This window comes from Paenibacillus sp. MY03 (genome assembly GCF_002165585.1).
Taxonomy (GTDB): Bacteria; Bacillota; Bacilli; order Paenibacillales; family Paenibacillaceae; genus Pristimantibacillus; species Pristimantibacillus agaridevorans.
Window position 1 is genome coordinate 26,477 of sequence record NZ_MXQD01000066.1, and the last position, 22,532, is coordinate 49,008.

Consider the following 22,532-nt stretch of genomic DNA (forward strand, 5'->3'; position numbering starts at 1 on the left):
AATCGTTTCTATTAGTCAACTGCCGCTCGCCGCATTAAAAAATTGCACATCGTCGATATAGAGTTCTATCGGCTGCGCGCTTTCAACCAGGAAATTCAGACGCACTTTACCTACTGCTATACCGTTAACCGTTGCGGGAATTTCTCCTGTAAGCCGGGCTTCCAGCCATACGCCTTCCGCATCCTCCAGAGCAGTCACCGGAGAACGCACGGTGCTGAAATTGAGCCAATTGCCTTGATCATCCAGCAAGTCGAATCCCCACTGCATGCTCGTCGACGTATTGCCGCCTGCAGGTATATGGTAATGGAACGAGAAGTCTACCAAACCCGGTTGGACAGCAATCACCTGGCTTGGACCGCCCCAGCCTTTCCCATAAACCTTCATACTCGCGTTATCCGTATATCCCGTTCCTTCCACGCGCTGGATGGAGCGAGACGATGTCGATCGGGACAACAGCTCCCACGGCGGCGCTTTTGTCGCATCACCGACCTCGCTATTCTGGAAGGATGGGTTTTGCACCAGGTTAGGCTCGGATACCGCTTGCAGCAGCATGGTCGCAAACTCTCTGGCACGGAGGGAGGCATGTGTCAACGACAGATCGGCTGCGCGAGCCCGCACAGGTCCGCCGCTTGGCTCCTGTTCCCTCATGTATTCGACGAGCTGCCAAAACTCGGCGACATTCCAGCCCGACCACATCAACTGATTAAACGATCTGGCATCAAAAGGTTGAAAGAGCGCCGGATCGCTTCTAAATTGCTCCAGCAACAGAACCCGTTTTTCGGCCATGTCCAGCCTTTCTTCAAAGGAGTCTACCGCTTCTTCCAGCAAGACGAGCGCTGCGGCTGTATCGGCAGGCGGTTCATTGGCTTGCGGATAACTCAGGACGGACGCTTCGTAATACTCGAAGGCTTTCATAAGCAGATTTGCTCTGGCCTGCTGCTTAACCGTGCCCGCGTTCGCAACGACCTGCTCCAGCAGCCCTCTGCTAATCGCGATGTCTTCCGTTGTGACCGCTTTCAGATAAGAAGGATTATGAAAGGTTTGATAAATGGCGCCGGGCAAAAACCAGGGTTCCTCGATCGCCCGTTCCGTCCAGAATTGTTCCCAATGCTCATAATAATCTTCCAGATAGGGAGCCGCTGCTTCGCCAACCGCCCGCGAATACCATTCCTGGAGCAGTGCATCGACGTTCAGATCGGGATCCCAAAGCAGCTTCGCCGCTACCCATGCCTTTGCTCCTTCGCCCCAATTCGGATACAGCTCGGCGTATAGCGATGTTACTCCCCGATCATGGGCAATTCGGAAATTGTCCGCCATCAAATGCGGGTATACGCGCGGCACAAGATAGGGACTGCCATAAATATAGTCATAGTAGGCGACCTGCTGCGTAACCTCCAGCCAGCTGTCATGAGCCGCCAAATCCTGTGCTTTCTGATCCGGATCAAGCCAAGCCGTCCTGTCCTTCGTAATAAAAGGAATAACGCGCGGGTTCAACTGGAACGATGGCGGTCTGTCAATCGCTTGGTAAACAAGAAATCCAAACCACTTGTCCGGGTAAACCTGCAGCACGCGCTCTACAACCTGATTGACCCAATTGAAGTAGACGGGAACCGGGTCGCTCTCGCAAAAACCGTTTCCATCGTTAGTACCGAGCGAATACGATTGCGAATTTGGATTCGCCTCGAAATAGGCAAGAATCTCCGTAACCGCCGCGTCGATCGTATCCGGATTCGAAAAGCACGGCTGCCATCCTTGTATCGAATTCGCTGCCGGAGGTATGCCATTCGGATAAAACTCCGGATTGCTCACTCCGTACTTGGATATTGGGAATAAATTATACATATTGTGATGAAAGCTGATCGGAGCGTTATAGAAACCTTGCATTCCGTTTCTTTGCGCCCATTTGTATTGCTCCTGCCACACGCTTACGCTGTTGTTCGGTTTGGCATGCAGAGGACTGAACACCCGAAAATCGAATGCCGGTTCTTCGCGTACGATATCTCTGGCAACCAGCAGGTCACTGCGCTGCGGAATATCCTCGCCGTCAGGTCCGGGCATAAGCCAGCGCACGCCGGCATATCGCTCCAAGAAGTTGTTGACGCCGTTGACGGCTCCCCAAACTCCGGCTCCTGCGATGACGACCTGATGTTCTTGCGGATAGATAACAAAGCCGTCGCGACTTAGCCCCTCCAGCAAAACATCCAGCGCCGGATCATTGCCTGAAACGCTTTGGGCGGTGCCGAGACGAATCACGATCGTATCCGGATCGACTCCTTCGCTCAAATATTCCGCTTCCGTTAGAACGGGCAAAAGGGTGTTTGTCGATTTATGCACGTATTCGACAAGCGTATCAATGGCAGGGCTGCTGCTGGAAACGATCGGCTCGAAACCCGGATTCGTTATCGGCATGTTTTCGTCACTGGCCGACTTCAGCGCTACATCATCGAAGTAGAGATTGGCAGGAGCCATGCTGGTGAACAGGATCACCGCCGCGTAGGCTGCCGATGGCGGCGCCGCGGCGGTATAAGACACGTTCTGCCATTCGGCCAATGGTATCGCCCTGATTGATCCTTGCTGGGCGATCCTGACTTTATTGGCGTCATAGTAACGAATAAAGACTTGAGGATCTCTGCCGGATTCGCGATAGACGGCTGCCGAGAGCGTATAGGAGACTCCTCCGGTTATCGCGACGGGATCGCTTATTATCCCGTAGGACCCGTTATCCGCGGCTTGGATATGAAGGCTCTTGATGCCGGAGTGGCTGCGCTCGTCGCTTACGGCAATACTTCCTGTCCCGTATTCTTGTTTCCAGCCCCGGATGCCGTTTGGCTCCGGTATTTCTTCACTCTCATAAACCGTGTCGTCCACCACGATTACCGCATTGGCCTGTCCGTTACGAACAATCTCCAGCGGCGGCAACGTCGGCTCCGGCGTAGGCGTCGTCGTCGGCTCTGATGTCGGCTCATCCGTGGGCACGGGCGTTGACGCCGGTGTTGGCTCGTTGGCCGGTCCGGACGATGATGCAGGAGTCGGCGACGGATTGAGGGACGGTTCCGGCGTGGACGTGGGAGCCGTTGTTGGGCTTTGTTCGTTCTGCCCTTCTCCCGCTTGTTTGTAAGCTTCAAAATTCGTCATAAATTCGAATGCGAGCCGGGCCGCCGCCTGGCGCTCCGCAAAATCTTGCGGTGCGAAACGGAGCGATCCATCGTTACCCGCGATCCCTTTCAAAAATCCGATGCGGAAAGCCAGGGCGACATAAGGTTTCGCCCAATCGGCAATGCTTCCGGCGTCGGACCACTTCACCGCGTTCCGTTCCTTGAGCGCTTGTTTTTCCAGTCCAAAAGCGCGAATGTACAAAACGGCCAATTGTTCTCTTGTCACATAAGAGTCCGGCGAGAAAGTCGAAGCCGACGTCCCTTGGACAATGCCTGCCGCGACAAGAGCGCCAATGTAGCCGCGATGCCAACTGCCTTCCGCAACGTCGGAAAACCTATTGGCTTCATCGGGCTGTTCCGGCAAACCCGATACAAGCGCCATGACTTTCGCCAGCTCCGCTCGCGTAATCGGCTTTAGAGGAGCAAACGTACCGTCTTTGTACCCATTGATAATGCCTGCCGCCGTTAATTGCTCAATTTCTTTCCGGGCATAAGAAGAATCGATGTCCGTTATCCGCGGCGTAGCCCCGTATATTTTCCCGGGTGCTTGAAAACCTCCAAGCGACAGAGTGGAAGTCAACAATAAGACAACAAGCAGCTTGGTTACAACGTTTCGTGCATACCGTTTAACGTAAAGCATGGATCATCCTCCTTGAAGCAGAAGTATGTTCTTCTAAAGCCGAAAGCCTTTTCATATTAATTCAACGGCGCTCCCCCTTCGCTTTCCAAATGCAGTTCCGTCACCCGGGACTAACCATAACACCTCCCTTTTTACCCGTATATATAGCCTTTTTGACCGTATAGACAAAAATTAAAAAACGGCCTCGAAAGCTTCGAAGCCGTTTCTGCGACGTTTTTTGACCGGTGCGACTTTAATTGAAATCTATGGAATCAAGTCCTTCCGATAGTTGCCCGGCGTGCTTCCCGTATATTTCTTGAACGCTCGGATAAACGTAATGCCATGCATATAGCCGACCTCCTCCGCGATGGACTGAACCGTCTTGTCCGGGTATGCCTTCAGCAGCTCGATCGCTTTCTCGATCCGGGTCTGCGACAAGTAGTCAATAAATTTAACCCCGAACTCCTCCTTGAACAGCCGGCTCAAATAACTGGCAGTCAAACCAAACTCTTTTTCCAAATGGGCGTGGGACAGATTCGAATCATTGTAGTGTTCATGGATATATTGCTTTACGCCGCGAATCAAATGATGATTATGTTTGCTCTCCCGCAAATCGCTCATTCTTCTGAAAGTATCCTGGAGAACTCCAAAACATTCTTTTTGTATCGTATCCAACGTTTCCTGCCGTCCCATAATTCCGTTTAATTGCGCATGCGGTCCATCGTTCCAGATCGTTTGAAATTCTTTGGGAAGTTCCGAGATTTCTTTGTGCAACTGGTAGATGAGGTAATTTAACATCCCGAGCAACTCGTCTTTTGTAAATAACTGTTCGCGCCATTCCTCGAACAATTCGTGCCAATGACGTTCCCAGTCCACTTCCCCTGACCGAAAAGATTGGCCGACGGCACGGACGCGCTGCGATTGCTTAAGGATTTCAAGCGGCGGTTTGGCGGCGATATCCGTGTGTTTGATAATCCGGTTCATGCCGAGAGAGGCTTTATAATTCAGCGCTTCCAACGCGCTCTCGTACGATTCGACCACATTGGCGGCATCCTCTTGCCAGTTTCCTACGCCTACCGTAACCGTGTAAGGCAAATGCCGATTAACCCATGCTTTTAATCTCTCCATTAGCGAAAGCGCCTGTTCGTCTGCATTCCCGTCATGTTCTATAATGAACAACACGCCTAGCTGATGGCGCTCTATCCATTCCGACCATACGCGGCATGTTTCCGTCTCCGCCATTTCATCAAGCGCCGAGTACATGACATGCTTTAGCAAGTACAGATCCCGGGAGGTATATTTGCCGGAAATGTCCTGGTAACCGTCAATTTCGACGATGGCAACAAGCAATCTGCTATGATCGATCGCCCCGCCGAACTGCTCGACTTCTTGCCGCCATTCAATCGTTTGTCCTGAAACCGCTCCTTCCAGCAATTGCAGGAACACATGCCGCTTGCGGTAAGCGAGATTTTCTTTGTTCTGCTCAAGCAGCAAGCTGGATTGATCAAGCAGTTTGTTGACTGCTGTCTCGATATACTTCAATTCATCGTCCCGGTCGGGAAGCGTCAGTTCCTGCCGCTTCTGCTGAAAGTATTCGGTCATGCGCTGCGAAATCATTTGAATCGGCCGGTAATTCCGGCGCGTTACAAAGATGAGCCATATTATTCCCCCGGCAATAGTCAGAAACCCGAGCGTTATCCATACGTAAAACAGGGTCGACACCCACTGCATGATGCCTCCTTCATAAACGCCGCTTCGAACCGTCCACCCCGTATACTCGGATTGGGCATTGGACCATTCCGCGCCGCTCTCCGGGCGTTCTCTCCATCGTTCCTTCGTCGCATTCGGCCAATCACGCGTAGCAACAACCCCGCCGTCGACATCCGACAGCTCGAAATAATTCAGCCCTGACGGCGTCATCCCGCGAATCAAATGGCTTAATCGTTCCGTGCTGACATTAACCACGACCAAACTGCGGTCGGATAGATTGGCATACTTGACCAAACTGACCACATCAACGGTCGAATCTCCCGATTGCTCGCGATATTCGCGGTTGCTCGTCCAGCGGAACGGCTGCAGCGAAGAAAGCTTCCGGCCAACAAACTGCTTGTCTCCGAATTCATCCAGCCTGATAAACGTTGTGGGACTTAAAACCATATTGTCCCTTGTCCGGTACAAATAGATAGAGTCAATAAGCGGATGGCTTTCCAGCAGCTCATTCAATACGATTGCCGTACGATAATCCCAATATTGCCTGTCCCGAATAGATGTTTCTTGAAAAAAAAGAGAGATCATATCATTCTCGAGCAATTGCCGGTCTATTGCCAGATCAATCGATTGCAACGAATTGTCGATCATCTGCATCACGTTGTGGGCTAACATGTTGTTGGCCTTATGCGCAGATTGTTTGCTAACCTCGCTCAGAGTCAAATATGCGATAAACAACAGGCTTAAGCTGATGACGAAAAAAACCGGCAAATAGGACAACTGGATTCGGTTTAACCGATTGATTCGCATAGGAGCCTCCGGAGCTTCGTAGTTTATTAGGACACATTCTACCTTCAATGATATAGCCCTGCAACGAATAATCTTTGCTATGGATGAAATTTTGTTTATTTTGTCTGCTATAATGAGTATGATTATAGCAGCATGGCATGTGGGAGGAGATGCAGTGAAATTTGTCAAAATGAGTCTTGCCCTGTTCACGATTCTTGGCGTTATCCTGATCAATTTCGGGATGAAGGACAGCGGCAATGCCCAGACTCCCGTATCCCCGACGGCATACCATTCATTGGACAAACTTTCCTTGAATCTATTTATCGACGCTCCATCCTCAGCCCGCTTGCCTGATCCGGCGAGCGATGTCGTGCGGCAGGAGATCGAAAAGCGATTTAATGTCGACCTTGATGTTACCGTGATGGCGCCTGGCGATGAATACAATTCAACCATCGCTTCATTGCTCGCTTCCAACGATCCTCCGGATATGTGGCTGGTCTCCAGACCGGACGGAGGCGCCAAATATATACTGGACAACGTATTGGCGGACATGACGCACTACATTGCGCCGGATACCATGCCCAACTATTTTAAGCACTGGATCAGTGAAAAGGAACTGCGCGAATACCAGATGCAGAATAAATTTGCGCGTGCTCCGGTTCCTTATGACAAACAATCGTACCGGGCTTATTATATACGAAAAGACTGGCTGGTCAATCTCGGCATGGATATTCCGAACCATTACGAGGAATACGTCGATGTTTTGAGAGCGTTTACCTTCAACGATCCGGACAAGAACGGCCTCGACGATACCTACGGTTTTTCGACAGCCGGGAACGGGGTATCCATCTCGCTGGAATGGCCGGAATATGTCAAGAACGGATTGTTATTCCCGTCGTACTACGGGGACGATCATCTGGTTGATATGCAGACGGACCTGCGTGTCGGACGAGTTGTCGATGACATTCTTAACGTGATCGACGAAGGAGTGGTCGACCCGGATTGGTTTCTGAATAAGGGAAACAAACCCGTGGAGAAAGCCATTCAGGGCAAAGTGGGGGTCATCATGGGCGAAACGGCGGATTTCGCATTTGATTCCAACCCAAGAAGCGTCCAGGCGCGCAGTAAGGAGAGCAACCCTGCCGCGGATTGGGTGCCCTTTAACCCGTTCGGCAATCAGCCGTTGCGAACAAGCGTCACACCCGACTATTCGTTTGTGTTTTCCAATAACGCCGCAGGTCAGAATCCGGAAAAATTAAAGAGGATCGTCGATATTCTTGACTGGATGGCAGGCGAAGAAGGATTTTTGCTGACCCATTACGGCATGGAAGGAAAACATTACACGCGTAAAGGAAACACGATTACGTTAATGACGGATGCTATTGAAAAAGACGTGCAAGAAAGGGGAGATCTATTTGAAATATGGAGCTTTTTCACTCCCCGAACTCCCGAAGTGTTGGGGCTTACCGTTTTAGACCCTCGGATCACCGAGCGGGATAAGGCGGTTTACCGCTCGCTTGTATCCTTTCCTGTACGCGAAGGATTGGGAACTACGCTCACTCCCCCTCTAGGTATAGATGTTGACGCTATGCGCTCGAGGCAAAATGAATTGCAGGTCAAGATGCTTTTCTCCGACAAATCGGGGGAATACTGGCCGGAATATCGTCAGGAAATTATGGACTTTTACGAAGGACATCAAATTTTTCGTCAGTATGAGGAGAAAATTCGGGCTGCGCGCATAAATCGTTAACATGGCGGGGAACTGTCGCGGGACGAAGCTCCAAACGGATGGCTGCCGACCCGCATTTGCAATAAGTCCTTACAATTTGATCTCGCCGGGAGTCATTCCCCAATATTTGCGGAACACGCGAATAAAATAACTGGTTTCCTTGTAGCCGGTGAGGTTCGAGGCAACCGCGACAGTAGAACCGGACAACAGCAGTTCCTTGGCCAGCGCCATCTTCTGCTCCAGCACATAGTCGGAAAAGGATAACCCGACATCTCTCTTGAAACAGCGGCTCAAATAGGCAGGGCTGACATGCAAGCGCGAAGCGATCTCATGCAACCTTAGTTCACGGTCAATTTCGAGCTTGATCATATCCGTTACCTGGCTTGCGAGTTTATAGTTTTGTCCGACCTCGACTTTATTCTCCAATTCCGTGGCCGTACGCCTTGCATGGTCAGGCCGGGGTTTCTCCTTCGTCGTTTGCAAAGCGCCGTACAACAATTCGACACGTACGGTCAACTGGTTTTCCGGTTCATTCAGAGTCATCCGGAGCGTACTCGATTTCCGTTGATAGGACCAGCAGTCGGGAGGGAGCCCCTTGCGCCCGGCTGTCGTCTCGCGCCATTCCGAATCGTCAACGGTCACTGCAGACGGCTTTTCCGCAGAATGAAAAACAACGCTCCAGATTCGTTGCTTCGGCATTCCGGCATATTGACCTTTCCGCCGCTCAATCTCCAGCAATATGCGCTCCTCGTTGACATGGCAAGTCATTTTTGTAATCGCCGACTCCCCCTGCAAGTAACCAAACGTCTGCCCATCGTCTTCGCATAAGGTAAATTCGCCTTCTTTGCCAGGGTACACATGCAGTTCCAACCGATCGAGGGGTTTCTGCCCGACATAGTCCATCTCCGGCCACATCGGTATGATCGACCCGGCACGTACGAACAGGGGACCACCCGCATGAGCGGGAAGGCGACAGACAACCTCGCTTGATCCGAAATATCGTTCGTCGGTCCAAAAGTCGAACCATTCGCCGGCAGGCAAATACACCCGGTCCGTGAATACCCCGACGAGCAGGTTGTCTCCAAACATATATTGGTTTGGCAGTGAATCTGAACGGGAATCGTGCGGGAACGCCAGCGGCATCGCCCGGGCAATCGGCAACCCGTTACTAACGGCGGTGTGCGCCGCAGAATAGATATAAGGTATCAGCTTATAACGCAATACAGCGTATTTCCGGAAAATGTCCAGCAGATTCTGATCGAGAAGCGTAGGGTGGCGCCAATATGCCCAACTGTTCACGTTCGCCCACGGCTGAAAAAAACCAAAGTGAATTCCCTCGGGCGTATGCAGATTTATAGCGACGCTCATATGCGGTATACCCGATAAACCCATATTGAGAACGGTCAAATGCGGCGAGCTTCTTCCTCCCGACCACATCGCCGCATATTTTTGAATGCCCGTATATCCGATTGGCGAATAGATCATCGGCCGACGACCCGTTTGTCCCGCGAATCCTTCGAATAGGATGCGGCTCACTGAACCCGGATGTGTCAAGCTAGAAGAATCTTCCGGTTTTTGCGGGAGAGAAGGAGGATACGTTTGCTCCCCTATCTGAACCTCCGTGCATAGCTTGAACCCGTCTACACCTTGAGCGACAAAACGCTCCAGATCTTTGTACCACTTTGCATCTCGGCGGGAGGGTTCCCCGATATCGGAATTTTCCCGGAGCGGAAGACCAAGACTTAATTTGAAACCCATCGTCTGCAGAACTCCCAGAAACGTGTGCGCGCCCTCCGGCATCCATGCCGGAATATAGAATCGATCGGGGTGCCAATTGATGGATGTCCCGTAATCGAAAGGTTTGTCCATCCAGGTGGGCTCCAGCCCGATCATATCGCAAGGGATATGATCGCGTCTGAATTTCAAAGCGTCCTCAATCATATCGCGCGCCGTCGTCTGCCGATTGCAGACGAATGATAGCCCATATGCCCAGATCGGCAGCATATACGAAGAGCCGACCAATTTCGTGTACTTGTCGAGCAAGCCGGCCAGATCGCGATCGGCTATCAAATAAAAGGCCAGTTCTTCCTGCTTCCCGCGAACGCGCAAAATGTCCGGCAAGTCGCAACCGACATCGAATTCATGTTCCCGGTCGCTATCGACAAGCAATGCCCAGCCGGCGGTCGACATAATGAACGGGATTGGGGCATGTACACGATTGTCGCGCAAACGAATAGAAATCTTATGACCTCTCTTCATCAGCGGGGTGTCATACTGGTCGCCCAATCCGTACAGGCGCTCCTCCTCCGCCAAAACAAACGCCGTTTCGAAGCCATCCGGATCGCCCCCATAAGCCGGCTGGTCCTGTCGGGTCAGCAGACGGCCCCCTTTGTCCCGAAACGCGATCTCCCCCGTGCGCCGATTGACCTGGATGAGAGCCTCTTCCACGCTAAGACTGACTCTTTCCTCATTTTGCTCCGTAACCCGGCAGGCAACTTGCGGAATCGAACGATCCGTGTCGAGCCAAGTCAAAGGGGGACTTGCGTCAAAGCAGTCTGTCCGGCTCACTCGAACATGGAAGGCGAACGGAGCTGCCGCTGCAATCTGCAGATACATCCCTTCCCCGGTTAGAATGGTTTCCGAAGTCAACATGCTTTTCACAAAAATCCCCCCGACGGTTTTTTGTTCATTTTAGCACATTTCCAATAGTATGCGATTTCAATTCATGATGTTTTCCGGCCAGGCAAGCTCGACCCCGTGTTGTTGCAATACGGTTTGAAACTCCGTCAACAGCTTTTGGTTGTTGCGCACGTTGCGCGGCGTCTCCTTCCTTTCCAGACAGAACGCGGCAAGAGCGCCTGCCGCTTCCCCGATGTTCCATTCCACCGGATGCAGACGATAGCTGCCATTCGTAATATGAGTCGTGCCAATATTTTTGCAAGCAGGCAACAAATTGTTCATTCGTACAGGAATCATGCTGCCTAACGGGATCTGGAATGGCAGAGCCGGCAAATGAATATAATGCCGGTTCCCGGTGCTCGGGTGAAGATCCATCGCATAGTAACCGATGCCAACAGAATCGTGAAAATTCTCCGCCTGGCCATCAGATCGGTCTTGCGGGTTAATATGCTGCTCCAGTATAGTAAATTCCGCTTTGATTCTTCTCGACTCGCGAATATAGGGATACAGAGCCATACCATCCTCTGTTCCGAAGACATCCCGACGAAGACGAAATCCCGGATATCCGCATTTGCCGTCCGGTCGCGGCGCTTCCGTCTGCAACCAATATAAAAGCGACAAACTCAATTGTTTGGCTTGATAAAGATGACGGGATTTCTCCTCTTCGCTGACATCTATGATCGAACCCAGGAAATAATCATTCTGCGGCCAATTGACAACACTAACATCCCCGGGAAAAGTGCCTGGCAAAAAAATGTTTTTGTCCGCAAGACGCCGATAAGTAAGCAAAGAGAAGCCTTCCCAGAACGACAAACCTTTGCCTCCCGGCAATAAATCGTAATAAACGGGCTCCAGGGTAGTTGGTCGAACACCGGCCAAGCTTAGCAATCGATCCGGCCAAAAATCGGGACGATACCATCGCCAAAACTCGTAATCGGCGGGTTTGTCGATGGTATGATTCTCGCCTTCCAAATAATCGACGACAAAACAATGCGTGATGGATTGCATGTCCTGGGGATCGGCAGGGCCGTCAAGCGCATGCCGCTCTCCTGTCTCGGAACGGGATTCCGACCCCGTAACGTATTCCGTTCCGGTAAGCGGAAGCAGATCCCCGCAATCCGTGGCATCCAGGTAATATTGCCCTACAGCGATCGTGCGTGCTCCCGATAATACGTTCCGCAATGTGACGGAGCGTATGCGATCCCCATCCGTCTCCGCCGCTTCCGCCCGGCAATGCGTCATCACGACCAGCTTTCCGCTGTACATATACGGTGCCAGCATTTCCAGAAGTACGGCAAGCGCTGCTCGGGGGTCATGGCTTATGCGGCTAACCTTGGCGTTGCCCGGATTAAGGAGCGGATCCGCGGCAGCTTGATCGGACAGCGGGAAATTCCTTCGGTAATATTCCCTTACTCCATTACGAAACTTACGGTAATTCGACGTGCAACCGAACTGTTCAATCCATTGGTGCTCGTCGGGAGGAACCGCCTGACTGGTCAATTGCCCTCCAATCCAGGCCGTTTCTTCCGTCATCAAGACCGTTTTCCCCATAGCCGCTGCTGCAAGAGCGGCAGCGCAGCCGCCCAGACTCCCCCCGATAATAATGACATCGGCATTCGTTTCGCGTAACATAGTTTCACCCTCCGAATTTATATAGTCAATGCCCCTACATTATATCTCCGACAAGATCCTGGAATAAGTGAAGATGATGACCAAAAATGATACTTTGATGACCTTGGAATCATGTAGTTTTCATTCTCGAAGCGAGAGTTCTCACGGCGGCTACCGGTAGAGGATAGAGGTGAACAAAATAAAAATATTTTCTTTTTATAATTAATAAAAAAGAGAAAAATTCTTTTTTATTGCAGAGGCATATGCTAGAATGGGACTAAATCATAACTGGCAGGTGAACCCATGAATGCAATGATCAAAAGTCTCAGGCATGGATGTATCGTCTCGTGCCAGGCGCTGGAGGATGAGCCGTTATTCGGAGCATCGCATATGGCGGCAATGGCCGTGGCGGCGGAACAGGGGGGCGCTGTCGCGATCCGTTGCAATTCTCCGGCGGATATCGCGGCAATCCGGCAAGCGGTGTCTTTGCCGCTGATCGGACTATACAAGCGCGATTACGACAATTCCGAAGTGTATATTACGCCAACGATGGAAGAAGTGAAGGCTGTCGTTGAAGCCGGAGTCCATATGGTCGCCATAGACGCAACTTCGCAGCCAAGGCCGGACGGCAGAACCATTGCCGAATTTATTGCCGAAATCAAGGCGGTTTATCCGCAGGTGCCAATCGTTGCGGACATCTCTACGTTCGAGGAGGGAGTCCATTCGATGGAGCTGGGCGCCGATCTGATATCGACGACATTGTCCGGCTACACGCCGTATAGCGAGCAACAATCGGAACCCGATCTTGCGCTGGTTAAGCGGCTCGCGGACTTGAACCGCACTCCCGTATTGGCGGAGGGGCGGATTTGGACGCCGGACCAATGTCTCGAATGTTTGCGCGCCGGCGCGTACGCGACAGTCGTCGGGACGGCGATCACGCGGCCGCGGGAGATTACGAAACAGTTTGTCCATGTGATCCGCGGTTTCGGCGAACATTCGCAACCAGCCCGGAAGAAGTAGGTGGGGGGAAATGAAGAAAAAAACATCAATCAAGGGAAATGCCAACACGCTGCTAACGATTTCCAGCTTATATTCGTCCATGACGAAAGCCGAAAAGAAAGTGGCGGATACGGTGCTGAACGATCCGGAAGCGGCCGTTCATTATACGGTAACGGATCTATCCGAGAAGGCCGGCGTTGGCGAAACCTCGGTCATTCGCTTCTGTCGGAGCTTGGGCTTTAGCGGATATCATGAGTTCAAGCTGTCGATCACCGTTACGGTGCTAAATGCGGTGAAAGCGGAGACCGAGGAGGAGGCGGAGGAGGCGGGCGACTACCCGCTCTCCATCATGAACCGCGTCACCGCCATTCATACGAAGGTCATGGCGGATACGAGAGCCTTGCTGGACCCGAAATCGTTGATGCAGGCTGCAGAGTGGTTACTGTCGGGCAAGCGGGTTCATTTTATCGGCGTAGGTTCGTCGGGCATTACCGCCCAAGACGCGTATTACCGGTTCATGCGGCTCGGCTTGCCCGTGACGGTGCAACAAGACGCGCATATTATTGCGATGTCGGTGTCGCTGCTAGGCAAAGACGATATTGTGTTCGGCATCTCAACGTCGGGCAGCACCAAGGATCTGGTCGATCCGATCAAGAAGGCGAAGGCGAGCGGCGCCACCGTCATTTGCCTGACCAGTCACGCCAGGTCTCCGATTACGCAGGTTGCCGATGCGATTTTGTTGGTGCCCACCAAGGAATCGCCGCTTCAGGGAGGGGCGCTTTCGACGAAAATCGCGCAAATCCAGGCCATTGACATGTTGTCCGCCATTGTAGAGTCTCTCTCCAGGGAGAGGACTTCGGAAGCGATCATGAAGACGGCCAATGCCGTAGCGGACAAGCTATATTAAGGAGGCAGGACATGAACAGCCAAACGTATTTGACAAGCGTAGAAACGTGCATGGAGTGGATCGAGTCGCAAATGCTGACGTTCGACGGCGGCTATCACGGCATGTACGAACGGATTCGGATCAATGAGCATATAAGGGTCAACTGGGTCAGGCCCGATTGCAATACGGAGCTGCTCAGAACTTTAACGGTGTACGAGCGGATCACCGGCTCCGATCGTTACGCGAAGCTGGCCGCGAAGATCAAGGAATGGGTGCTGCGCGTGCAGGATAACGATCCTTTGTCTGTATGGTACGGGAGTTTTCCGTTTTTTTTGGTAGAGGGGAATACTGTAACGGATTCGGGGAAAAAGCTTTACCAAAATGACAACGGCCGGATTATGATCGCGTTGCTCCATGCCTACGAAATCGACCGGGATCCGCGCCTGTTGGAAAGCGCGATGAAAGTAGCCGATTACTGGATAGGCATCCAGCGTTCCGAAGGCAATTTTGTGCGGAAGGACGGCAAAACGTGGGAGCTTGCGAAAGGGCCGGACTTTGTGCTGTGGCTTGCGGCCGGCTTCCTGCTTCTGCATCAAGCTGCAGGCGGAGAGAAGTACAAAACGGCGGCATTGAAAGCTTACGATTATTTGCTCGCGCTTCAGCTTGAAGACGGCAGGATAAAGACATCCTACGAGCTGGAACTGACCGAAGATTGGAGACCTCTGTCCTCCGAGACGGCCAAAGCGCTGTATAGCTTCAGCGTGGCGTACCGTCTGACGAAGGATGAGCGTTTTGCAACAGCGCTGAAGAAGGCGGGCGCCTATACGCTCTCCTTGCAGCATGGAAGCGGCGGAATCTTGAACAATGACGCCCAGACGAAAGATGCCGCACTGCAAAACAACGAAAATCTATGCGATCTGGTCTATACGCAAGGGTTCGCTTTGATGGCGCTCATAGAGGCGTGGCAGGCTACCGGCGATGTTAACTATGAAGAAGGCGCGCGGAAGCTGGCAAACTTCTTGACGGACATCCAGTGCAAAGGCGAATCGCCGCTGTGGGACGGAGCTTGGCGCGGCTCCTACAATGCCGCAACCCGGCAATGGGACGGCAGGGCCGACCAGAACAACCATATCGACGAAGGCGGCATGTATTCGGTTTATACCGGCTGGACCGCTACGAATAATATGTTTGGTTTGCTGCGCTTGCATGAGCTTTCGCAAAAGTAGTTCAGTTCGGTTACGGCAAGTGAAAGGTGGGCGGAGAGTTGAGCGGCAGAGATGATTCAAGGGTTGAAGCACAGGAGGGCGCGGCGGCTGGCAAGGACGGGATGCATGTCATAGGAATGGATGTCGGCGGTACCAACATCAAGGCGGGCATCATAAGCCCGGATGGCGCGATAATCGGACTGGCTCAAGCTGCGACGCCCGTGAACCAGGGCAAAGAGGCTATTCTCGCCTGCATGGAGGAAGTGGTCGGTCAGCTTCGGAACGATTATAGGGGGGGAATCGGAGCGCTTGGCATCGGCTCGGCAGGCCGAATCGACAGGCAAACGGGGACGGTACTTTATGCGACCGATAATTTGCCGGGCTGGATGGGCACGCCGTTGAAATCGGTAATGGAGGCCAGGCTGTCGCTGCCTGTATTCGTGGACAACGACGTCAACGCGGCTGCGCTGGGAGAAGGTTGGCTGGGTGCTGGACGGGATGCCAGGCATTATGTGCTGCTGACATTGGGTACCGGAGTAGGGGGAGCTCTCGTGCATGACGGCAAGCTGATTGCGGGTCCGCGCGGCGGAGCGGGAGAAATCGGACATATGATCCTGCATCCCGGCGGCAAGGCTTGCAACTGCGGTCAGTCTGGCTGTCTGGAGCAATATGCTTCCGGAACGGCCCTCAACCGTTCGGCGAAGCTCGTGGACAGCGGATGGGACAGTCGCGAGCTGATGCGGCAACTGGAGCTGGGACATGAACAGTCGCGAGTCGTTATAAGCCGATTCGTGTCCGATCTGGCAACCGGACTGGTCTCTCTGCAGAATTTGTACGATCCGGAGCTAATCATCATTGGCGGCGGAATTATGGATACGCATCGATTGTGGTGGAGGGACCTGTTGGCGCGGCTTGGCTCCTGCACGGAGCAAGCGCTTAGCGTAAGACCCGCAGTGTTAGGCAATGAAGCGGGACTGCTTGGGGCCGCCCGATTGGCGTTGGACGAGTGGAATGCAGGATGGTCGTAGTCGAAGCCGTATTCGGTTCGAAGACTTGCGCAAGACCGATCGCATAAGCTATAATACGTAAAAATCGAATTCGACATTATGCCCGTGAAGAGAATCCAACTCGGAGGCGTACTCGTCAAGAGGATAGCAGCTCAAAGTACCGCAAGGTGCGGAGCAAGCGTGATTGATCTCGCGCCGCTTCGGTCAAGCGTCCTCCTAAGTTTACCGGAATCCGCCCGTTACCGCGGAACAAAGAGGATCGGACATGGCCATTGTCTGTCTGGTCAATTTGGGTGGCACCGCGAGTATAAGCGCTCCTCGTCCCAGTGGGATGAGGGCGCTTTTTGTGTTTTTTGAAGGTTTGAGGCATAGCTAGGGCGTGTCTGAATACTTCGAGGGGAGCAGATTTTGCCGAATTTTCGTTCCATGCAAGGAACTTTTGTGAAGGCGTACCGGGGGTACGTCAAGCAAAAGTGACGAAGCAGGGGGCGGAAAGGCGGTGAAAGATGCCCCCGAGCGGGTTTTCAGACACGCCCTAACAAACAAAGGAGCGGTGTCACGATGTTGGACATGAAGTGGATCAGGGATCATGCGGCTGAAGTACAGCGGACGGCGGATCTCAAAGGAATCAAATTGTCGATTGCGGAGCTGATGGAGGCGGACGACGCCAGGAAGAAGGCGCAAGGCGAGACGGATGGACTCAGAGAGCGTCGCAATAAGCTGTCGGAGTCGATCGGCGGATGGATGCGGGGCGGCAACCGTGACGAAGCGGAACGAGGACGCGCCGAAGTGCGGGAAATAAACGGCCGCATCGGGGAGCTGGAGCGAAAGCTGGAAGAAGTCCTGCTCGCCGTAGAGAATCTGGCTGAACGCGTGCCGAATATCGTATCGCCGGATACGCCGATCGGGCAGTCGGATGAGGACAATGTGGAACTGAAGCGGGTAGGAGAGCCGCTGGTCTTCGACTTCGAATGGCGGGATCATATGGCGCTTGCGGAGCTGCACGGACTTGTCGATGTGAAGCGAGGGGTAAAGACGGCGGGCAGCCGGCATTATTATATGACCGGTACGGGCGTGCTGCTGCATCGCGCCGTCCAGCAAATGGCGCTGGACCTGCTGGTGGGGCGAGGTTTCACTCCGCTGGATGTGCCGCTGATGGCACGGGCGGAAGCGATGAAGGGAACCGGTTTCTTCCCGCAAGGGGAGGATCAGACGTACCGGATTGCGGAAGAAGAGCGCTACCTGGTGGGGACGTCGGAGGTGCCGCTCGTCATGTTCTATGCGGGCGAGATTGTGGATGTCGACCAGCCGATCAAGCTGGCCGCGGCTTCGATGTGTTTCCGCAGCGAGGTCGGCTCGGCGGGGCGGGACGTGCATGGTCTCTATCGCGTGCATCAATTCGCCAAGGTGGAGCAGGTAGTCATTTGCCGAGCGGACGCTGAGCATTCGGAGGCCATGCTTCAAGAAATTACGGGGCATGCCGAGACGGTGCTCCGCATGCTGGAGCTGCCTTATCGCCAGATGGCGGTCTGTACGGGCGACATGTCGCAAAAGACGTATAAGCAATACGATCTGGAAACCTGGATGCCGAGCCGGGGCGCTTACGGCGAAACGCATTCGTCGTCGAATTTGCTCGACTTTCAGGCCCGCCGCTCGAACATTCGTTACCGCGACGAGGAGGGGACGCTTCGTTATTGCCATACGCTCAACAACACGGCCGTAGCCAGTCCGCGCATCCTGATCCCGCTGCTGGAGAACCACCAGCGGGAAGACGGCTCGATCTACCTTCCTGAGGCGCTGCGTCCCTATATGGGCGGCAGGGCGGAGCTGGGCGTTCCGGAGAGGTAAGAGGCAGGCGGTAGCTGGCACGGCCAAGAGTCGAGAGCTGCGCTTGGTGCGGATCGGGCAGGCTTGTCTACCTGCACGTCCGGGCTCTTTGGCTTTTCTACGTTGCTCGTTTCGTTAAGGCTATATGCCTCTCCCTCCGCCCAAGCGGGTTTCCAACCCGCACCTTACCGGCTCCTTGCCTACTCCTTACCCGCTCCTTACCCGCTCCTTACCCGCTCCGCTTCCGCTCGCGGTACTGGCCCGGAGTGACGCCTTCCTGCTTGCGGAAGGAGCGGATGAAGTTCTGCGGGTTGTTGTAGCGCAGCCGCGCGGCGATATCCTTGATCGGCATCTCGCTGTCCGACAGCCAGCGCTTCGCCATGTTGAACCGGTACATCGTCAAATATTCGCTGAACGAATGGCCCGTCTCCTTGCGGAAGACGCTGCTCAAGTAATTGGCGTTGTAATGCAGACGTGCCGCACATTCCTCAAGCGTCAGATCCGAATCGTAATGATGCTGGACGAGATCGATGATTTTCTCCGAAATGTTATGGTATTGCGCCTCGCGTCTGTCCCGGAACACCTTCACCATGGGATGCACGACTCCGGTCCAGAACCACTCCTCGATCTCCGCATGCGTAGGCAGCTTGAGCAGCTCCTCCAGCAGCGAGCTCTTCATGGGATGAATCTGACCGAGGCCGACGCCGGATTCCTGCATGACGACAAGCAGACTGTTCAGCAGCCGCGCGAGCGGAATCTGGTATTCCTGCGGACTGTGCTCCTCCGCGAACACGGCTTGCAGGAATTGCTTCAGCAGCTCCTTGGAGGTGTCCTTCTCGGCCAGCTTGATCGCGTCGAGCAGCTCGTTCTCGATGTACGAAGGGTAGCCAATGCCCCAAAACGGCTTGCCCTCCTGCTGCTCGAAATGCTCGTATTGAATAATAATGCCCGTACCGAGCTTCATCCGCTGTTTAAGCGCTTCGATCCCTTCGCGGCAGGCAACGGAGAGATGGTCGAAGGCCGTGAAAGGCAGGCTGAGGCCGATGCTGATCTGCACGTTCAAGTAACCGGCAACCTGGCTCTGTACCTGCTCCGTAACGGCATACATTTCCTCGGAGAACCCCGTGGCATCCTCGGTGACGCTCCCAACCACGACGACGATTGTGCCGTCCATGGCAACGGGAGCCAGTCGGCCTTGCAACGGCACCAGCTCTTCTACGATATTTTGGACAGCAAAGAGCAGCAGCTCCAGATCGCTTTTGGTATAACGGCTGTCCTCCTGAAAGTCGATCTGCAGCGCCATGACGGCCATAGTCCGCCAGCTCTCGAGCTGCTCGCCGTAGCCGAACTGCCGGAGCTTCTCCGGCATGGAGCTTCCCCGAACGTTGCCTTGCAGCGCGCGCATCAGAAAGAAGGCGCGCGCTTGCTGCACGTGCTGCTGGACCTCCTTCTCCAGTTGGGATTTGGACTGGAACAACCCGTGCACGCGCTCGCTGATGACCTGGAATTCGTTACGGCTCCGCCTGTCCGCGCGTCCGTCCGTCATGCGCTCGCCGACCTGGGCGAGCAGAAGCTGGATGGGCGAGTACATGCGGCGGGATCCGATCCAGGCAAGAAGCAGCGACACCAGCAGCATAAACAGGCAGATGTACAGCGTGTAGGCGCCGATTTTGACGGATTCCTTGGTCATGGCCGAGATGGAGGAGACCGACAGGTAATGCCAGCCGTTAAGCTCGGAACGGTAATACGTAACGGATTGTTTGCCCTGCTCTCCTGCTACGACGAAGTCCCCTGCCGCGTCGGTCAGGCGATCGGCGGGCATTCCCGCGGCCTCGGCCGGCTGTCCGATGAGGGAAGGGTCGCTATGCAGCAAGATCCGGTTTTCTTCATCCAGAATGATCATGTGCGCAAGCGTGGCTTCCGACGTCTCCAGTTCTACGAGATCCTGCAAACTGCAGGCGGGAATATTGGCGACGGCGAGGCCGTATTTCTCCAAACCCGACGTTGGAAGCTTCTTCACCAGGCTGATACTGTATGGGCAAGCGGCAGTGCCGCGGGCATTTTCCTCGGAGTAGAACCATTCCGAAGGCGTCAGCACCCAGGACACGCCCTCGGGCGTATTTCGCAGCGAAGCCAGCTGTTCGTGGAAAGGGTAGCGGTCGAACGCATAGAGACCGGAGTTTTTGACCATCCAGTTGTGGCGCTCGTTAATCAGAATGACATCTTCCAGCTTCGTGTCAAAAGATTGCATATACCGGATCTCATTCTGGATATCGTTATAGGTCATGAAGTCGTCAACCGACAGCGGCCCCTGAATGGCACGCTTCAGGACGGTGGAATGAATCACCTGATTTAGCGTGTGGTTGACAGTCGTGAGCTTCTGCTCTACATTGGAGTTAATTTGCATCAGCAACTGGCGATTGCCGCTGGCGACGTTTTCCTGAATTTCCTTGGATGACGTCATGTAGGAGAACGCCCCGATGAAGATAACCGGAAGGGTGCCAAGCAGGCAGCCGAAGATCGTCAACTTGCTAAGAAAGGACAATGAACGCACGGACTTCTCCACCTTCTCTCTCTCTAGATTGCGTCGCTGTTACCACTATTTTAGTAAACGCATACATGCGGGACAATAATCATCTTCTCTGGCGATGATCATTAGCTTAGATTATGTCGGCTGCAGGCCGCAAGTACAAGGGGGATTTCGATGTCAGGGTTACAGAGACCAGCTGTCTGCCGCTTCCGCAAGCTCATGCTGACCATTTTGCCGCTGCTTCTATTATGCGCTTCTTGCACCGGCGGCGATGACAAAAAGTCGAGCGGCGGCGGAGACGACAAACCCGTTATAACGATTATGGCGCCGCTGCACTTCCCCCACTCGCCGAGTGAAGAAACGATGAACGAGCTGGAGACGTTGACGGGCACGCAGCTGGAGATCAACTGGGTGCCGGACGGCATCTACACCGACAAGATGAATACCGCTCTGACGACGAATTCGCTCAAAAAGGTAACATTCGCCAAACATACGGACTACATGTTCATGAAGAATTCGATCCGATCCGGGGCCTTCTGGGAGATCGGTCCTTATCTGGAGCGTTTTCCGAACCTGAAGCATCTCGACAAAGGTATCATTGCCCAGACAGCCGTGGACGGCAAGCTTTATGGCTTATACACGGAGCGGCCTTCGTCCAGACAGGGCATCATCATCCGCGAGGATTGGCTGAACGTGCTGGGGCTGGCCAAACCCACTACGCTGGAGGAGCTGTATGAGGTGATCCGGCAGTTTACGCAAAACGATCCCGATGCCAACGGCAAACACGACACCTTCGGCCTGGTGGACCGGAACGACCTTGTGTTTGGCGCGTTCAAGACGCTGGGCTCTTATTTCGGGACGCCTAATAATTGGGGAACGGATGGCGCGGGGGGCGGGCTTGTACCAGAATTCGAATCCGCCGCTTATCTCGACACGATGAACTACATGAAAAGATTATATGATGAAGGGCTCGTCAACAAGGAATTTGCGGTAACCAGCAAGGAGATGCAGCGCGACTTCGTCATTCGCGGGATGGCGGGCGTATACATTGGCAGCATGCAGGACGTGCAGCGTCTGTCCGATGAGGCCCAACTGTTTAATCCGAAGGCGAAATTTACGCTGGTGAACCGTATTCAGGGTCCGGAGGGTTATCGGGTTTGGTCGATTCCGAATTATTTTGGGCTTTATCTGTTTTCGAAGAAGGCGATCCGCACCGAGGAAGAGCTGCTGGACATTCTGGCGTTTTACGACCGGACGATGGATGGCGATGTAGCGAATTTGCTCAAATACGGCATGGAGGACAAACATTATTTGTTGAAGGACGGCAAGGTGCTGCTGCCCGAGGAGATGACGCAGAAGCGTACGACAGAGGCGGGCGGACTGTATGTGCTCATGATCGCCGATCTCAGCAATCCCAACGTCAAGGATGTCAGCGAGCAAGAGACGCTGCAGGAGGAAGCCGAGAGGTATACGGCGGACAACGAGAAGTTTATCGTGCCGGATCCCACTAACGGGCTGGAGTCCAAGACCTATGACGAGCGCGGCGTGGAGCTGTACAAGATTATCTCCGACGCCACCTACAACTATATGTTGGGCAAGCTGGACGAGGATGGCTTCTACCGGGAAGTAGAGCGGTGGAAGCTGCAGGGCGGATCGGATATTATAAAGGAATATACGGAAGCGTACAACGCGAAATAATAGTGGCCCTCCCGGGTGTATGGGAGGGCCTTTTCGTAATGCTGCGGGGGGCTGACTGGCGCAATAGCCCGAGAAAATCGGGCTATAGGAG

General features: G+C 53.7%; 12 protein-coding genes. 7 read left to right on the forward strand and 5 right to left on the reverse strand.

The features are described from left to right. Positions 1 to 15: 15 nt before the first annotated feature. A complete protein-coding gene (locus B1748_RS32830; protein WP_087572189.1) occupies positions 16 to 3,795 on the reverse strand; it encodes a DUF4838 domain-containing protein in 3,780 nt (1,259 codons plus the stop codon). A 243-nt stretch (positions 3,796 to 4,038) separates the two neighbouring features. Further along, entirely contained in the window at positions 4,039 to 6,291 is a 2,253-nt protein-coding gene (locus tag B1748_RS32835) for a helix-turn-helix domain-containing protein (protein WP_179215942.1), read from the reverse strand. Positions 6,292 to 6,445: 154 nt separating this feature from the next. Here B1748_RS32835 and B1748_RS32840 point away from each other — a divergent pair, with 154 nt between their 5' ends. After that, positions 6,446 to 8,020: an extracellular solute-binding protein gene (locus B1748_RS32840; protein ID WP_179215943.1), complete on the forward strand. Its 1,575-nt coding sequence runs from the start codon at positions 6,446 to 6,448 to the stop codon at positions 8,018 to 8,020. A gap of 69 nt (positions 8,021 to 8,089) precedes the next feature. Here the strand turns inward: B1748_RS32840 and B1748_RS32845 are convergent, their stop codons facing one another. Both B1748_RS32845 and B1748_RS32850 read right to left on the reverse strand, forming a co-directional pair. Beyond that, positions 8,090 to 10,651: a TIM-barrel domain-containing protein gene (locus B1748_RS32845; RefSeq protein ID WP_256976094.1), complete on the reverse strand. Its 2,562-nt coding sequence runs from the start codon at positions 10,649 to 10,651 to the stop codon at positions 8,090 to 8,092. A gap of 66 nt (positions 10,652 to 10,717) precedes the next feature. After that, positions 10,718 to 12,310 (reverse strand): FAD-dependent oxidoreductase, encoded by a 1,593-nt coding sequence (locus B1748_RS32850; RefSeq protein WP_087572192.1) that lies wholly within the window; start codon positions 12,308 to 12,310, stop codon positions 10,718 to 10,720. Positions 12,311 to 12,592: 282 nt separating this feature from the next. Here B1748_RS32850 and B1748_RS32855 point away from each other — a divergent pair, with 282 nt between their 5' ends. The 5 genes from B1748_RS32855 to serS all read left to right on the forward strand — a co-directional run bounded on the left by B1748_RS32855 (position 12,593) and on the right by serS (position 18,234). Next, on the forward strand, positions 12,593 to 13,309 hold the full coding sequence (locus B1748_RS32855; protein WP_087572193.1) for an N-acetylmannosamine-6-phosphate 2-epimerase: 717 nt from the start codon (positions 12,593 to 12,595) through the stop codon (positions 13,307 to 13,309). Positions 13,310 to 13,319: 10 nt separating this feature from the next. Next, positions 13,320 to 14,195: a MurR/RpiR family transcriptional regulator gene (locus B1748_RS32860; RefSeq protein WP_087572194.1), complete on the forward strand. Its 876-nt coding sequence runs from the start codon at positions 13,320 to 13,322 to the stop codon at positions 14,193 to 14,195. Between the two features lie 11 nt (positions 14,196 to 14,206). Beyond that, positions 14,207 to 15,400, forward strand: coding sequence for a glycoside hydrolase family protein (locus B1748_RS32865; RefSeq protein ID WP_087572195.1), 1,194 nt, complete (start codon positions 14,207 to 14,209; stop codon positions 15,398 to 15,400). Positions 15,401 to 15,438: 38 nt separating this feature from the next. Continuing rightward, positions 15,439 to 16,407, forward strand: a complete 969-nt coding sequence (locus tag B1748_RS32870; RefSeq protein WP_087572196.1) for an ROK family protein — start codon at positions 15,439 to 15,441, stop codon at positions 16,405 to 16,407. Positions 16,408 to 16,947: 540 nt separating this feature from the next. Further along, a complete protein-coding gene (serS, locus tag B1748_RS32875) occupies positions 16,948 to 18,234 on the forward strand; it encodes a serine--tRNA ligase (protein WP_087572197.1) in 1,287 nt (428 codons plus the stop codon). A gap of 208 nt (positions 18,235 to 18,442) precedes the next feature. Here serS and B1748_RS32880 read toward each other — a convergent pair whose 3' ends face one another. Next, positions 18,443 to 20,767: an AraC family transcriptional regulator gene (locus tag B1748_RS32880; protein ID WP_087572198.1), complete on the reverse strand. Its 2,325-nt coding sequence runs from the start codon at positions 20,765 to 20,767 to the stop codon at positions 18,443 to 18,445. Between the two features lie 150 nt (positions 20,768 to 20,917). Between B1748_RS32880 and B1748_RS32885 the strand changes: the two genes are divergently transcribed. After that, positions 20,918 to 22,441 carry an extracellular solute-binding protein gene (locus B1748_RS32885; protein WP_087572199.1) on the forward strand — a complete coding sequence of 508 codons (1,524 nt, stop codon included), beginning with the start codon at positions 20,918 to 20,920 and terminating at the stop codon, positions 22,439 to 22,441. The last annotated feature ends 91 nt before the right edge of the window (positions 22,442 to 22,532 follow it).